This window comes from Streptomyces sp. CAI-85, assembly GCF_013363615.1.
GTDB classification, from domain to species: domain Bacteria; phylum Actinomycetota; class Actinomycetes; order Streptomycetales; family Streptomycetaceae; genus Streptomyces; species Streptomyces antibioticus_B.
Genome location: NZ_JAANNX010000061.1, coordinates 16,099 through 31,004, shown reverse-complemented (window position 1 = coordinate 31,004; position 14,906 = coordinate 16,099). Strand labels below are relative to the sequence as shown.

The window sequence follows — 14,906 nt, the reverse complement described above, 5'->3', positions numbered from 1 at the left end:
AGAGCCCTAGTCTTCCAAACTAGCTACGCGGGTTCGATTCCCGTCGCCCGCTCCATGGCCCGGGCCCGGGCGGAGGTCTTCTCCGCCCGGGCCTTCGGCGTTTCCGGGGAGGGGGTCCCCGGGCGCCGTCAGAAGCTGATCGAGTTGATCGTGTCCGCGAGGGAGTCGAGGAAGCGGTTGATCGACGGGGCCATGCCGGTCGAGGCGAGGAAGAAGCCGAACAGGATGGCGACGATGGCGGGGCCGGCCTTGATGCTCCCGCCCCGGATCAGGACCACCAGGATGATCGCCAACAGCAGCACCACGGACAGTGAAATGGCCACACTGATCACACACCCTCGGTCGGTCCGCACTCCCGGCCCGGGGGCGCAAGTCCGCGCACCCCCGCCAGAGACCATCGTGCCACCAACACGGCCTCCCTATGCGGCCCCTGACACATGATTGCGTCCCGTGACGCGCACGCGTACCCCGCACGGCAATTCGAAACCCGGCCCGGCCGGGAAATTGGGAGAGATCGTTTCCATCTCCACACAACGCGCCCGCAGGGAATTCGAATTGCGGTCACGGACTCACGAACACCCCCTCCACAGAGGCCGTTATGTACCTTTTAGTCTGGATGAATCCGGACATACAGGATGGCAACTTCCTTTAATCCCGGGGTAGTCGCACCCAAAAGCAGGAATGACCTCGGCTGTTTTACGCATAGCCACAGACGACGCTAGGGTGCCTCAAATGTTCCACGCCGCTCCGTCCCCCCTGACCCGCCCGCGCCGTGACGCGTTCTTCGACAACGCCAAGTACGTGGCGATCGTGCTGGTGGCCGTGGCCCACTCCTGGGAGCCGCTCAAGGGCGACAGCCGGGTCCTCCAGGCCGCGTACATGCTCGTCTACGCGTTCCACATGCCGGCGTTCATCGTCATCTCGGGCTTCTTCTCCCGCGGTTTCGACGCGAGCCCCGGCAGGATCAGACGGCTGGTGACCGGGATCGCCGTCCCGTACGTGGTCTTCGAGGTCGGCTACTCGCTCTTCAAGCGCTACGTCGACCACTCCCCCGACCAGGAACTCAGCCTCCTGGACCCGTACTACCTGACCTGGTTCCTGATCGCGCTGTTCATCTGGCGGCTCACCACGCCCGTGTGGAAGGCCGTCCGGCATCCGCTGCCGCTGGCCATGGGCATCGCCATGCTGGCGTCGGTCAGCCCCGACATCGGCGACGACCTCGACCTCCAGCGCGTCCTTCAGTTCCTGCCGTTCTTCGTGCTCGGCCTGTGCCTGAAGCCCGAGCACTTCCGCCTGGTGCGCCGTCGCTCGGTGCGGATCGCGGCGGTACCCGTCTTCGCCTTCGCGCTGGCCTTCGCCTATTGGGCCGTGCCGCGGATGAACGGCGGCTGGTTCTACCACCGTGACTCCGCGCAGGAGCTGGGCGCGCCCTGGTGGGCCGGTCCCGTCATGCAGCTCGCGCTGTTCGGCTGCTCCCTGGTGCTGACCGCCTGCTTCTTCTCCTGGATCCCGGGCCGCACCCTGTGGTGCACGGCCCTCGGCGCGGGCACCCTGTACGGCTATCTGCTGCACGGCTTCCTGCTCAAGGGCGCCGACTACCGCGGCTGGTTCGACCAGGAGCGGCTGCACACGCCGCTCGGTGCGATCGCGGTGAGCCTCGCCGTGGCCGTCGCCGTCACCCTGCTGTGCACCCCGCCCGTCCAGCGGGCCCTCCGGTTCGTCATGGAGCCGAGGATGGAGTGGGCCTTCCGGCGGGACGCGGCCGAGCTGGCCAGGGAACGCGAACGGGCCGGCGAGCGGGCACAGCAGGAGCGGCGCGCCAAGGTCGACGCCTGATCCCCTCGGCTGATCCCCTCGGCTGATCTCCTCCGCCCCGGCTCAGCCCGGCAGACCGAGAAGTGCGCGCATCCCGGCGTACTTCTCGGTCAGCCGTCTCCGGGTCGGCTCGTCCAGGACCGCCAGGCGGGCCGGGTCCGCGTTGTGGGCGAGGTCCGCCTCCTTCACCAGCAGGGCGCCCGGCGTCGCCAGGATCCGCGCCGCGTACGCTTCGGGCGGTTCCCCGGCCCGTTTGGTGACCGCCAGCACGATCGCCTTCGTACGGTCGCTCAGCGCGGCGTCGCGCAGCCGTACGGCGCTCAGGGCGTCGTCCTCGACGGCGTCGTGCAGCCAGGCCGCGGCGATCTGGTCGTCGTCGCCGCCCCGGGACCGTACGCCCTCGGCGACCGCCCGCAGGTGCTCGGCGTAGGGGCGGCCCGCCTTGTCGGTCTGGCCCTCGTGGGCGGCGCGGGCGAGGGCTTCGACCTCGGGCAGGGTGAGCATGCGCAGTCCCCTCGGGAATCAGACGAGCGGGGCCGGCTGGGACGTCGGGCCCTCGCGGCAGACGAGCAGCAGCGCCCGGTCGTCGTTGACGTCCTTGGCGACGGCCTCGATGAGGTGCCAGGCGGCGCCCTGGAAGCCGCCGGCGACATAGCGGTCGGCCTCGCCGGTGAGCCGGTCGATGCCCTCGACGATGTCCCGGTCGGAGGTCTCCACCAGGCCGTCGGTGAACAGCATCAGCACGTCACCGGGGCGCAGCGAGCCCTTCACCGGGTCGAACTGCGCGCCCTCGTACACGCCGAGCAGCGGGCCCTCGGCGGCCTTCTCCTCCCAGCGGCCGCTGCCGGCGCTGAGCTGGAGGCCGGGCGGATGGCCCGCGGAGTACAGCTCGTAGTCCCCGGAGTCGAGGTCGAGGACGAGGTGGATGGAGGTCGCGAAGCCCTCGTCCCAGTCCTGGCGGAGCAGATAGCCGTTGGCGGCGGGCAGGAAGGCGTGCGGCGGGAGCGAGCCGAGCAGGCCGCCGAAGGCGCCGGACAGCAGCAGGGCGCGGGAGCCCGCGTCCATGCCCTTGCCGGAGACGTCGGTGAGGACGACCTCCATGGTGCGGCCGCCGTTGGTGCGGGCCGCGACGACGAAGTCACCGGAGAACGACTGGCCGCCGGCGGGCCGCAGCGCCATCTCGCGGTGCCAGCCCGGCGGCAGCTTGGGCAGCTTGCTCTGCACCCGGATCCGCTCGCGCAGGTCGAAGAGCATGGTGCCGCCGCGCCGCCAGGGCACGCCGACCCGGCTGCGGAACTGGGCGATGAGCAGACCGAAGAAACCGCATGCCGCGACGACCAGGACGACACCGGGTGTCACCCGGGACGGTCCCTCGGTGTACGGGCCGAGTTGCACCGACTCCACGATCAGCGCGGTGGCCGCCGCCGCGTACAGGCCGAGCAGGCTCGACGGGCGCAGCAGCAGCCCGCCGGCGACGATGGGCAGGACCAGGGCGGCCGGGGAGCACCACACGGAGTTGGCGAGGGTGGTGGCGGCGATCAGCGGCACGGTGAGCAGCAGCAGGGCCAGCGCGATCCAGTCCGAGCCGTCGCCGCGGAAGTAGTCCACGGCGCTTCTGCGCAGGCCGGTGCGGACCCGGTGCAGCCAGTGCTTCAACCGGGCCGTAGACGTCTCGGCCGCCGCGCGCCGCTGTCGTCCTGATGCCATTAGTCCGGGACCCTATCCATCCAACCCGCCGCTTGGCACGGGAGGTCCCACTTGTCCCCCCTCGGAGCTTCGACTTCTCAGTGAACTTCAAGGAAAGCGCTCGCGCCGCCGAGAGAGAGAAATTTGCTGGCTCGTCCCGCAATGTGCTGCTAGGCATGGATCCATGACGACTGGTGCGACGACGACGGGGCCGGCGGTACGGCCGGCGGAGCGGACGGCGGGACGGGCGGCCGCCCCGGGAATCGAGCTGCGCACGCTGCGGCAGGACGACTGGGACGTCTGGTACGACACCCTGCTGCGGGCCTTCGGCGGGGTCGCGGAGTCCGCCGAGGAGCGGGAGCTGTGGCGGACGCTGACCCCCTGCGGGCGGTCGGTCGGCGCGTGGGACGGCGAGCGGATCGTGGGCACCGCCGGGGCGTTCGACTTCCGGCTGACGGTACCGGGCGGGGCGTCCGTGCCGGCGGCCGGGGTGACGATGGTCTCGGTGAGCGCGACGCACCGGCGGCGCGGGCTGCTCACGGCGATGATGCGGCGGCAACTGGACGACGTGCGCGCGTGGGGCGAGCCGCTGGCGGTCCTCACCGCCTCCGAGCCCATGATCTACGGGCGGTTCGGGTACGGCACGGCGACGTTCGGGCTGCACGCCGAGATCGACACGAGCCGGGTCCGGCTGTCCGTGCCGGAGGGGACGGACGGCGTAGCGCTGCGGTACGCCGATCCCGTCGAGGAACTGGCCGCCTGCGAGGCGGTGTACGCGCGGACGGTGCCCGGGCGGCCCGGGATGCCGGCGCGGCGGCCGGGCTGGGAGGGGCTCGGGGTGCTGGAGGCGGCGGTGGAGCGGGACGGCGCGTCGGCGCTCCAGTGCGTGGTCGCCGAACGGGACGGCGAGGTCACCGGGTACGCCCGGTTCCGGGTGCGGCCGGAGTGGACGGACACCGGGCACAACGGCGGGGTGCTGCTCCAGGATCTGGCGGGCGTCGATCCGCTGACGGAGGCGGCGTTGTGGCGGTTCCTGTTCGGGATCGATCTGACGACCTCGCTGAAGCTGCGGGGGCGTCCGCTGGACGAGGCGTGGCAGCACCTGGTGTCGGACGTACGGCGGTGTCAGCTCCGGGTGCGGGACGCGCTGCACGTACGGCTGGTGGAGGTGGGCGCGGCGCTGGAGGCGCGGACCTATCAGGCGCCGGTGGACGTGGTGGTGGAGGTGGAGGACGCCTTCTGCCCCTGGAACGAGGGGCGTTGGCGGCTGGCCGGGGACAGCCGGGGCGCGGTGTGCGCGCGTACTGCGGACGCGCCCGATCTCGCCCTGTCGGTACGGGAGTTGGGGTCGGCCTATCTCGGCGGGGTGAGCCTCACGGCGCTGGCCGCGGCGGGCCGGGTGCGCGAACTGCGGCCGGGCGCGCTGGCGGCGGCCGCCGTGGCCTTCGGATCGGCGACGGCGCCGTGGCTGCCGCACGGGTTCTGAACGCCTGAACCTCTGAACGTCTGAACCTCTAGGGCCTGTTGTGAAAGTCCCGTCGTCCGCCCGGAGGGCGGGCCCGGCGGCGTCCGGTGCGTGCTCTCGGCGTGCCGGGTGCAGGCCCTCGTACTGGACGTACTCGGGTCTGTGCCCGGTGCGGCGAGAGTGCGTGCCGGGCGTCGCCGGGCAGGCGGGACTTTCACAACAGGCCCTAGGCCCCGGCGGGCGGTTGGCAGGCGGGGCACCAGAAGAGGTTGCGGGCGGCGAGTTCGGCGGTGCGGATCTCGCCGCCGCACAGATGGCAGGGCTGGTGGGCGCGCCGGTAGACGTACACCTCGCCGCCGTGGTCGTCGACGCGGGGCGGGCGGCCCATGGCCTCGGGGGTGTGCTCCGGGCGGACCGTGTCGATGCGGTTGTCGCGCACGCCGTCACGCATGAGGGCGACGAGGTCCCGCCAGATCGCGTCCCATGCGGCGGGGGTGAGGTCGCGGCCCGGGAGGTAGGGGTCGACGCCGTGCCGGAAGAGGACCTCGGCGCGGTAGACGTTGCCGACGCCTGCGATGACCTTCTGGTCCATCAGGAGCGCGGCGATCGTGGTCCGGCTGCGGGATATGCGGGCCCAGGCGCGGGCGGGGTCGGCGTCGGCGCGCAGCGGGTCGGGGCCGAGGCGGGCGTGGACGGCCTGCTTCTCGGCGTCCGTGATCAGGGCGCAGGTGGTGGGGCCGCGCAGGTCGACGTATCCGGTGGGGCCGGCGAGGCGGAGCCGGACGGTGTCGGTGGGCGGGGGCGCCGGGGCGTCGCCGAAGGCGACCTTGCCGAACAGGCCGAGGTGGATGTGGACCCACTCGCCGTCCCGGAAGCCCAGGAAGAGGTGCTTGCCGTGGGCCTCGGTGCGGGTGAGTCCGACGCCGTCCAGGAGCTGGGCGGCGTCGGAGAACTTCCCCTGGGGGCTGGTCACCCGGGGCGCGGTGCCGGCGAAGCGCTCGGCGTAGTCCTGCGCCAGCCGGTGGATGGTGTGCCCTTCTGGCACGGCGTGTGTGTCCTTTCCGGCCCCGCCGGGGACCTGTGGCCCGAGCCCGCGCCGGGTGGGGTGGGTCAGTCCTGCTGCGGATGGTGGGCCGGGATCGGCGGGAGGTCGCCGGTCGTCTCGTAGTCGGCCAGCATGTCGATCCGGCGGATATGGCGCTCGTCACCCGAGAACGGGGTGCCGAGGAAGGTCTCGACGAACTTCGTCGCCTCCTCGGTGGTGTGCATCCGGGCGCCGACGGCGACGACGTTGGCGTTGTTGTGCTGGCGGCCGAGGGACGCGGTCTCCTCGCTCCACGCCAGGGCCGCGCGCACGCCCTTCACCTTGTTCGCCGCGATCTGCTCGCCGTTGCCGGAGCCGCCGATCACGATGCCGAGGGCCTCGGGGTCGGCGGCCGTGCGCTCCGCCGCGCGGAGGCAGAAGGGCGGGTAGTCGTCCTGGGCGTCGTAGATATGGGGGCCGCAGTCGACGGGCTCGTGGCCCGCCTCCTTCAGCCATTCGACGAGGTGGTTCTTGAGTTCGAAGCCGGCATGGTCCGAGCCGAGATACACGCGCATGGGATGAGTGTGACATGGGCGGCGTGGGGCAGCAGCGCGGGGTGGACGACCCATAAGAATCACGCCAGAACCATGGAACCTCAGGAAAACCTCAAGTAACGATCTGGATTCAGAGGTTCACGAATCCAATTGCCTCCGTTTCACTGGACCGTCTTGTTGTACGGCGCAAAGGAAAACCACCCCCATGACTTCGCAGCCGACCCTCACGAAGGCCGACCGCGGCCCTGAAGGACCCGCCGGACCCGGAGACCCCGGTGCGTCCGGCGGCTCGGGTCTCCACGCGGGCCTGAAGAACCGTCATCTGTCGATGATCGCCATCGGCGGTGTCATCGGCGCCGGGCTGTTCGTCGGATCCAGCTCCGGCATCGCCACCGCGGGCCCCGGCATCCTGCTCTCGTACGCCCTCGTCGGCACGCTCGTGGTGCTGGTGATGCGGATGCTGGGCGAGATGTCCGCGGCCAACCCCACCTCGGGCTCCTTCTCCGCCCACGCCGACCGTGCGCTCGGCCCGTGGGCCGGCTTCTCCATCGGCTGGCTGTACTGGTTCTTCTGGGTCGTCGTGCTGGCCGTGGAGGCCACCGCCGGCGCCGCGATCCTCGAAGGGTGGATCCCGGCCGTACCGCAGTGGGCGTGGGCGCTCATCGTGATGGTGGTGCTGACCGCCACCAACCTGGTCTCCGTGGGCTCCTACGGGGAGTTCGAATTCTGGTTCGCCGGGATCAAGGTCGTGGCGATCGGCGCGTTCATCGTCGTCGGCGGGCTGGCCGTGTTCGGTGTGCTGCCCGGTGTGGACAGCGACAAGGCGGGCCTGGCCAACCTCACGGGCGAGGGCGGGTTCCTGCCCCACGGGCCCGGCGCCATCCTGACCGGCGTGCTGCTCGTCGTCTTCTCCTTCATGGGCAGCGAGATCGCGACGCTGGCCGCGGGCGAGTCCGAGAACCCGCAGCGGGCCGTGACCAAGTCCACCAACAGCATCATCTGGCGGATCGGTGTCTTCTACCTCGGCTCGATCTTCGTCGTCGTGACGCTGCTGCCGTGGAACGACCCCTCGATCAAGAAGGACGGCTCGTACGTCGCCGCCCTCGACTCCCTCGGTATCGCGCACGCCGGCCAGATCATGAACTTCATCGTGCTGACCTCGGTGCTGTCCTGTCTGAACTCCGGCCTCTACACCGCCTCGCGGATGGCCTTCTCGCTCGGTGAGCGCGGGGACGCGCCCAAGGCGTTCGCCCGGACGACGTCCCGCGGGGTGCCGATGACGGCGATCGTCGCGTCGGTCGTGTTCGGTTTCGTGGCCGTGTTCTTCAACTACAAGTTCCCGGACTCGGTCTTCCTCTTCCTCGTCAACTCCAGTGGTGCGGTCGCCCTGTTCGTGTGGCTGGTCATCTGCTTCTCGCAACTGCGGATGCGGAAGATCATCCAGCGGGAGGCGCCGGAGAAGCTGGTCGTGCGGATGTGGCTGTACCCGTATCTGACCTGGGCGGCGGCCGCGCTGATCGTGTTCGTCCTCGGCTACATGCTGACCGACACGGAGGGCGAGAGCAGCGGCCGTACGACCGTCCTGCTGTCGCTGCTCGTCGCGGCGCTGGTCGTCGCGGTGGCCTTCGTGAAGCAGCGGGTGGCGCCGCGCGGTTCGGCGCCGGAGGCCGCCGGGAAGTAGCTCACAGCACGGTGAAGCCGTCCTTGACCCTCTCGTAGGTGCGGAGCGCGTCGCCCTCCACGCCCGGCTGGTACCAGGTGTTGATCTGGTACGACTTCCCTCGCTCGTCGAAGCCGAGCAGCCGGGCGTGCCAGGGGGTGCCGCGCAGGGTGAAGGTGTACTCCCAGACGACCGCGGGCCGTCCCCTGAACGTCGTCTCCTCCAGCCGGATCTTCACGTAGTCCTGCCCCTGGCGGGCGTTGTGCTCGGAGGTCTCCCAGGTGTCCATCAGGTCACCGCGTGCGAGGGAGGACTTGGCGACGAGTTCCTGGGTGCCGTCGGGCGAGGTGTAGTGCACCTCGGCGCCCGTCTTCACGTCCCGCTGCCACCCCCTCGGCGTCACCCAGGCGAACCCGCCCGCCTCGACCCGGGCGCCTGGCGGCAGGCTGCGGGGGCGGGAGGTGCCCTGGACGGTGGGGGCGGGCGTCGTCGCCGTGGAGGCGGTCCCCGACGAGGGCGTGTCCACGGCCTCGCGGCCCTCGCCCCCGGGCACGAACACGAGGACCCCCGCGACGACGGCCCCCACGGCGACGACCCCGACTGCGGCGGCTATGACGCTACGACGCCGGGTGCGGTCGGAGGGCGTTGCGGACCCCCCACCCGGCACAGGCCGCCGCTGGGTCTCGGCGGCGGCACGGGCGAGGGAGGTGGGGGCACCCTCCCGGCCGGACAGGCCGCGGGAATCCCTGGTGACAGCGCCGGGCCCCGAGTCCACATGTGAACGGACCTCCGGGACAGGCGGGTTGGCAGCCTCCCCGGGACCACTGACGCCCGCGCCGGGCGGCAGACCCAGGGGCGACGACCCGTCCCGCCGGACAGGCGGAGTGAGCGGGCCCCCGGAGTCGCGAGGCGCGGTGCCTCCGGGCGGACCGGACGCGGGTCCCGAGTTCACACGTGAACGGGCCTCTGGGGCGGGTGGGTTGGCAGTCTCTCCCGGGTCACCGACGCCCGCGCCGGAGCCCCGCGCAGGCTGGTCGGGCGTGCTTTCAGAGCTGTGGGACCCGCTGCCGACGCCCGCACCGGGCCCGTCCCGCCGGGCAGGCGGAGTGAGCGAGCCCCCGGACGTACGAGGCCCGGCGCCGACCGGACCTGGGGGCGGCGGTCCGCCCTCAGCCGCGGGGACACCCTCCCGAGCAGATGGAGCGGGGGAGCCCCCGGAGCTGCGCGGATCAGAGGCACCCGCGCCGGGCGCCATGCCTGGGGGTGGCGGCCCCGCCACAGCCGCAGGGACACCGTCCCGAACGGGCGGAGCCGGGGAGCCCCCGGAGACGCCGGGCACCTGCCCCGGAGACGCCGGACCAGAACCGTTCTGCACCCGCCGCCCCTCCGCAGCAGGCGGAGCGAGCGAGCCCCCGGAGCCGCGTGGATCAGAGACACCCTCACCCGGCGCCATCCCTGGAGGCGGCGGCCCCGCCACAGCCGCAGGGACGCCGTCCCGAACGGGCGGAGCCGGGGAGCCCCCGGAGACGCCGGGCACCTGCCCCGGAGACGCCGGACCAGAACCGTTCTGCACCCGCCGCCCCTCCGCAGCAGGCGGAGCGAGCGAGCCCCCGGAGCCGCGTGGATCAGAGACACCCTCACCCGGCGCCATCCCTGGAGGCGGCGGCCCCGCCACAGCCGCAGGGACGCCGTCCCGAACGGGCGGAGCCGGGGAGCCCCCGGAGACGCCGGGCACCTGCCCCGGAGACGCCGGACCAGAACCGGCCCACGAACGCCCCTCCGCAGCAGGCGGAGTGACGGATCCCCCGGAGCCAACGGCGTCGACGCCTGCGCCGGGCGCCGACTCCAGAGACTGCCCGGCATCGGCTTCCGGGGCGGGCGGAGCGAGCGAGCCCCCTGAGCCGCGTGGATCAGAGACACCCGCACCCGGCGCCATGCCTGGGGGCCGCGGCCCCGCCACAGCCGCAGGGGCACCGTCCTGGACGGGCGGAGCTGGAGAGCCCCCGGAGTCGCCGGGCACTCGCCCCGAAGACGCCGGACCAGAACCGGCCCGCGAACGCCCCTCCGTCGCAGGCAGGGTGACGGATCCCCCGGAGCCGCCGGCGGCAGCGCCTGCGCCGGGCACCGAGTCCGGAGGCTGCTCGGCCTCAGCCGCCGGGACGCCCTCCGGGACCGGCGGAGCGAGGGAGCCCCCGGAGCCGTCGGCGGCAGCGCCGGTGCCTGCGGCGGGCGCGGAGCCTGGGGGCCGCGGACCCGCCTCCGCCACGGGGGCACCGTCCCGAACCGGCGGAGCGAGGGAGCCCCCTGAGCCGCGCGGATCAGAGACACCCGCACCCGGCGCCATGCCTGGGGGCCGCGGCCCCGCCTCGGCCGGCGGGACGGTCCCGCCAGGCTCCGGGGCGGCGCCCTCCCGAGCCGGCCGGGTGGCGGAGCCGCCGGGGGGCCTGGGCTCCGAGGGTGTGTGTGGGGTGGTGGGACCCCTGGAGGCGCGAGGGTCGGGGGTACCCGCGCCGGGCAGTGGTTCCGCTTCGCCCGTCGGGGCGTGGCGGCCTCCCGCCGCAGGGCCTGGTGAGAGGCTCGGGTCGGTGACCGGCCAGGTCGGGGGCGGGGTCGGGTACGCCACCGGGCGTAGGCCCCGCTCCACGTCGGACAACGACGCTCGGAGCGTTGGTTCCTTTTCCAGGAGGGCTGTGAGGATGGGGCGGAGGGGGCCCGCCTCGGGCGGGAGGACCGGCTCGTCGTAGAGGACGGCGTGCAGCGTGGCCAGGGTGGTGTCGCGGGAGAACGGCGAGTGCCCGGCCAGCGCGGCGCACAGGGTCGCGCCGAGGGACCAGTTGTCGGACGGCGGCCCCTGCGGGCGGCCCGCGATGCGCTCGGGCGCCATGTAGTCGGGCGAGCCGACCAGCATGCCCACCATCGTCAGCGCCTTGGTGTCCTGGATCGCCGCGATGCCGAAGTCGGTGAGGACCACCCGCCCGTCACCGGACTCCCCGGACTCCCCCGCCTCCTCCACCAGGACGTTGCCCGGTTTGATGTCCCGGTGCAGCACCCCCCGCGCATGCACCTGCCGCAGCGCCGCGACCAGGCCGAGCCCGATCCGGGCCGTCGCCCGCGGACCCAGCCGCCCGTCCTCGACCAGCACCCGCTCCAGCGAGCGCCCGGCCACCAACTCCATGACGATCCACAGGCGTTCGCCCGCGTCCACCACGTCGTAGACGCGCACCACCTGAGGATGGTCGATCCGCGCCGTCGCCCTGGCCTCGCGCAGGGCGCGTTCGCGGCGGGTGCGGGTGTCCTCCGGGTCGAGGCCGTCGATCCGCATCTCCTTCACGGCGACCGGCCGGTCGAGCATCTCGTCGGACGCCCGCCACACCCGCCCCATTCCCCCCTGGCCGATGCTTTCGACCAGCCGGTAGCGCCCCGCCACCAGAAAACCTGGAACACCGCCGCTATCCGAATTCCCCGGCAATTCGCTGCACCCCCTCCATTGCCCGGTCCTACCAATTCATGCCGCACCAGCATAGTGCGGAGAAATCTTGTGGTACCTCTTCAAGTACTGCGAATTCAGGCGCAGCCGAGGGGGGGACGAACATGAGTTCTCGACACAGGACGACCGTCGCCGGAGCACTGCCGCTCGCCGCGGCGTCCTTCGCCGCCGTACTGCTGCTGGCCGCCCCGGCCGGGGCGGACGACGGTCAGGGGCCCGGCAGCGACAAGGGGGGAAAGGCCGTCGACGAGGCACCGGCCGGGGTGCGGCTGACCACGCTGCTGCCCGACCGGATCTCGGTCGACAACACGTCGGAGGAAACGGCGATCACCGCCACCGTGAAGAATGACGGAACCGAGGAAAGCGGAGACATCAGGCTGCTCGTCGTCGGATTCGACGGACTGACCGTCAAAAACGTCGAAGGGTGCACAGCGATCCCGGAAAAGGATCTCCCGGAGGGTTCGAACAGCGGATTCTCCTGCGCCGTCGGCAATCTCGCGGCGGAAGCCTCGAAATCGTACGACGTCGATGCCACGTTCGATCTCGGGAAGACCGGAAAGATCTGTCTGCCCGTCCAGACCGCGGACGGGACGAAGACGTTCTGGCAGCAGGGCCCGGTGCCCTTCGGTACGACGAACCCGTCACCGAACGCCCCGGCCACCCCGCTGCTCCTCGGCACCGACAACACCCCCGTGGCACCGGACGAGTTGCCGAAGACCGGTGCCGGGCGCGAGCTGCTGCCGCTGGGCGCGGCCGGGGTCTCGCTGTTCGCGGCGGGCGCGGCCGGGCTGTGGTGGGCGTCCCGCCGCCGGCCGGAGGGCGAGGTGAGCTGACCCCGGCACCCGGAAACGCGGAAGAGGCCCGCCTCACGGTCGTATCGCACGACCCGGCGAGCCTCTTCCCCGACGGAGACCGAACCCCCGTCAGCGCTTGGCGAGCTTCCACGCGCTCGGCAGCAGCCCCATCGCCAGCGCGGCCTTGACGGCGTCACCGATCAGGAACGGCGTGAGCCCGGCGGCCACCGCGGCGGAGAGCGACATGTCGGCGGCGTAGGCGAGGTAGGGGACGCCGACGGCGTAGATGATCGCCTCGCCGATCAGCATGGTGCCGGCCATCCGCCACACGTTGCGGTCGGCGCCGCGGCGGGCCAGCGCGCCGACGGCGGCGGAGGCCAGGATCATGCCGAGGATGTAGCCGAAGGAGACGGCCGCCGCACCCGAGGTGCCGCCCGCGAACCACGGCACACCGGCGACACCGGCCACCGCGTACAGGGCGAGGGAGAGGAAGCCGCGCCGGGTGCCGAGCGTGGTGCCGACGAGCAGCGCGGCGAAGGTCTGGCCGGTCACCGGCACCGGGGAGCCGGGGATCGGGACCGCGATCTGGGCGGCGAGGCCGGTGAGCGCGGCGCCGCCGGCCACGAGGGCGATGTCCCGGACTCGGGAGGCGGGGATCAGGTCGGCGAGCACCTGTCCGGTGCGAGCGGGAGTGGCGACGGCGGTGCTCATTGGGGGACTCCGGCGGGGTGGGACGGTTCGGGACACGGCGACGCTATCCCAGCGCCCACCGGCCGCTCACCGTCAGCGATCGACAAAGGGAAGAACGTGACCTTGGTCGGCTCCGGACAAACGAAGGCGGTTACACCCGGTACGGCGTGACACCGATCACTGAGGTGGGGATGTTTCGCTCACCTTTCGGCGAGACGGCGGGCTTGTGTGTTCTCACCAAAGGAATCCGAGTGCTCTGGTCGGATTCACCGTTCCTGCCCTACGCTTCCAGCCATGGTTGCCCAGGCCCTGAACTTCACGTCGCGTCGCTATGTCGACCTGCGACGCCAGGGCACGGCCACCTGTCGCCGCCCGGTCTGAGGCGCGGTCCCGGCGCGCCTCGGCCTCCGAGACGTGTCGGCCCCGTTCCCGAGGACGGTCAACCATGCCCCGCACCGCGGCCCTTGAAGTCCGTACGACGTCCCCCGTCCCCCGTGTCGCCGACAGCGACCGGCGGCGCACCAGCGCCAGCGTGGTCCTGCGGTCCGTGCTCGAACACGGGCCGGTGGCACGCTCCACCATCGCCCGGCTCACCGGGCTGTCCCCGGCCGCCGTCACCGAGCACTGCGCCCGGCTCTCCGGCCTCGGCCTGATCCGGGAGTCGGCGGTGCCGCGCCGGTCGAACGGGGCGGGCCGGCCGCATGTGCCGGTCGATCTGGACGACTCGCGGTACCTGGTCGGCGGGGTGCATGTGGCGGTGCCGTACACCACGGTCGCGCTGCTCGATCTGCGCGGACGGGTGCTGGCGCGGCAGGAGTTGAAGCATCGCGGCAGCACCGAGCCGTACGGGGTGCTGGCGCGGGCCGCCGACGGGCTGGCGGAGCTGCTCGCCGCGTCCGGGCGGGACCGTCCGCTCGGGGTGGGGCTCGCCGCGGGGGGCTGGGTGGACCGGGACTCCGGGACCGTGGTCGAGCATCCACTGCTGGGCTGGCGGGACGTGCCGGCGCGGGACGTCGTGGAGGCGCGCACCGGGCTGCCGGTGCGGGTGGACGGGCACGCGCGGGCGCTGGTGAACGCGGAGCGGCTGTTCGGCCGGGCCCGCGGCAGCCGCAGTGTGCTGCATCTGTTCGTGGGGAACGTGGTCGACGCGGCGTTCGCCACCCATGACGAGGTGCATCACGGCCCCCGCTCCCAGGCGGGGGCCGTGGCGCATCTGCCGCTGGCCGGCGGGACGGAGCCGTGCGCCTGCGGGCGGGTCGGCTGCCTCCAGGTGGAGCTGAGCGAGCGCACGCTGTGCCGGCGGGCCCGGGAGGCGGGCGTCGTGGACGGGGTGAACCCGATGCGGGTGCTCGCGGCGGCGCAGGACGGAAACCCGGTGGCGGTACGGCTGTTGCGCGAGCGGGCGCGGATGACGGGGCGGGCGGCGGGGCTGCTGCTCGACGTCCTCAATCCGGAGCGGGTCGTCGTCACCGAGGTCGGTGTCATCCACCGGGAGGACTGCCTCGCCGCGCTGCGCGAGGAGGTCGGGGCCGGGCGGGCCGGGTCCGTGGTGCCGACGAGCTTCGGGGACTCGGTGCTGGCCGTGGCGGGCGGGGCGGTGGCGCTCGACGTGCTCTACCGCGATCCGCTGACCATGCCGTCGGCCGCATCCGAATCGAATTAATTCAGAAACTCCGAATGTTGACAGGCCCCGCACGTGAACAGGACGATCGATCCATGAGCTGTCGCACT

The 14,906-nt window shown here is 72.4% G+C and carries 12 protein-coding genes and 1 pseudogene; 5 read left to right on the top strand and 8 right to left on the bottom strand.

Going from position 1 to position 14,906, the window contains the following annotated elements; genetic code table 11:
• Window positions 1–128 precede the first annotated feature (128 nt).
• Window positions 129–323: a hypothetical protein gene (locus G6W55_RS32000; protein WP_030779494.1), complete on the bottom strand. Its 195-nt coding sequence runs from the start codon at window positions 321–323 to the stop codon at window positions 129–131.
• Between the two features lie 409 nt (window positions 324–732).
• Between G6W55_RS32000 and G6W55_RS31995 the strand changes: the two genes are divergently transcribed.
• On the top strand, window positions 733–1,836 hold the full coding sequence (locus tag G6W55_RS31995) for an acyltransferase family protein (RefSeq protein ID WP_175524203.1): 1,104 nt from the start codon (window positions 733–735) through the stop codon (window positions 1,834–1,836).
• Window positions 1,837–1,878: 42 nt separating this feature from the next.
• Here G6W55_RS31995 and G6W55_RS31990 read toward each other — a convergent pair whose 3' ends face one another.
• Window positions 1,879–2,319 carry an HD domain-containing protein gene (locus G6W55_RS31990; RefSeq protein ID WP_175524202.1) on the bottom strand — a complete coding sequence of 147 codons (441 nt, stop codon included), beginning with the start codon at window positions 2,317–2,319 and terminating at the stop codon, window positions 1,879–1,881.
• An 18-nt stretch (window positions 2,320–2,337) separates the two neighbouring features.
• On the bottom strand, window positions 2,338–3,522 hold the full coding sequence (locus G6W55_RS31985) for a PP2C family protein-serine/threonine phosphatase (protein WP_175524201.1): 1,185 nt from the start codon (window positions 3,520–3,522) through the stop codon (window positions 2,338–2,340).
• A 163-nt stretch (window positions 3,523–3,685) separates the two neighbouring features.
• Between G6W55_RS31985 and G6W55_RS31980 the strand changes: the two genes are divergently transcribed.
• Window positions 3,686–4,987 (top strand): GNAT family N-acetyltransferase, encoded by a 1,302-nt coding sequence (locus G6W55_RS31980; protein ID WP_175524200.1) that lies wholly within the window; start codon window positions 3,686–3,688, stop codon window positions 4,985–4,987.
• Between the two features lie 205 nt (window positions 4,988–5,192).
• Here G6W55_RS31980 and G6W55_RS31975 read toward each other — a convergent pair whose 3' ends face one another.
• Window positions 5,193–6,011 carry an Fpg/Nei family DNA glycosylase gene (locus tag G6W55_RS31975; RefSeq protein WP_175524199.1) on the bottom strand — a complete coding sequence of 273 codons (819 nt, stop codon included), beginning with the start codon at window positions 6,009–6,011 and terminating at the stop codon, window positions 5,193–5,195.
• A 65-nt stretch (window positions 6,012–6,076) separates the two neighbouring features.
• Window positions 6,077–6,565, bottom strand: a complete 489-nt coding sequence (locus G6W55_RS31970; RefSeq protein WP_175524198.1) for a ribose-5-phosphate isomerase — start codon at window positions 6,563–6,565, stop codon at window positions 6,077–6,079.
• A 184-nt stretch (window positions 6,566–6,749) separates the two neighbouring features.
• On the opposite strand from G6W55_RS31970, the gene G6W55_RS31965 reads away from it, so the two are divergent.
• Window positions 6,750–8,225, top strand: a complete 1,476-nt coding sequence (locus G6W55_RS31965) for an amino acid permease (protein ID WP_175524197.1) — start codon at window positions 6,750–6,752, stop codon at window positions 8,223–8,225.
• Between the two features lies 1 nt (window position 8,226).
• Here G6W55_RS31965 and G6W55_RS39485 read toward each other — a convergent pair whose 3' ends face one another.
• Together G6W55_RS39485 and G6W55_RS39480 are read right to left on the bottom strand one after the other, a co-directional pair.
• Window positions 8,227–8,790 (bottom strand): hypothetical protein, encoded by a 564-nt coding sequence (locus G6W55_RS39485; RefSeq protein ID WP_175524182.1) that lies wholly within the window; start codon window positions 8,788–8,790, stop codon window positions 8,227–8,229.
• Window positions 8,791–10,899: 2,109 nt separating this feature from the next.
• Window positions 10,900–11,586 (bottom strand): annotated as a pseudogene (locus G6W55_RS39480) (serine/threonine-protein kinase); the annotation flags it as partial.
• 209 nt (window positions 11,587–11,795) lie between these two features.
• Between G6W55_RS39480 and G6W55_RS31950 the strand changes: the two are divergent.
• Window positions 11,796–12,524: an LPXTG cell wall anchor domain-containing protein gene (locus tag G6W55_RS31950; RefSeq protein ID WP_175524196.1), complete on the top strand. Its 729-nt coding sequence runs from the start codon at window positions 11,796–11,798 to the stop codon at window positions 12,522–12,524.
• A gap of 90 nt (window positions 12,525–12,614) precedes the next feature.
• On the opposite strand, the gene G6W55_RS31945 is transcribed toward G6W55_RS31950, so the two are convergent.
• A complete protein-coding gene (locus tag G6W55_RS31945) occupies window positions 12,615–13,196 on the bottom strand; it encodes a biotin transporter BioY (RefSeq protein WP_175524195.1) in 582 nt (193 codons plus the stop codon).
• Window positions 13,197–13,620: 424 nt separating this feature from the next.
• Between G6W55_RS31945 and G6W55_RS31940 the strand changes: the two genes are divergently transcribed.
• Window positions 13,621–14,838, top strand: a complete 1,218-nt coding sequence (locus G6W55_RS31940; protein ID WP_175524194.1) for an ROK family transcriptional regulator — start codon at window positions 13,621–13,623, stop codon at window positions 14,836–14,838.
• Window positions 14,839–14,906 lie beyond the last annotated feature (68 nt).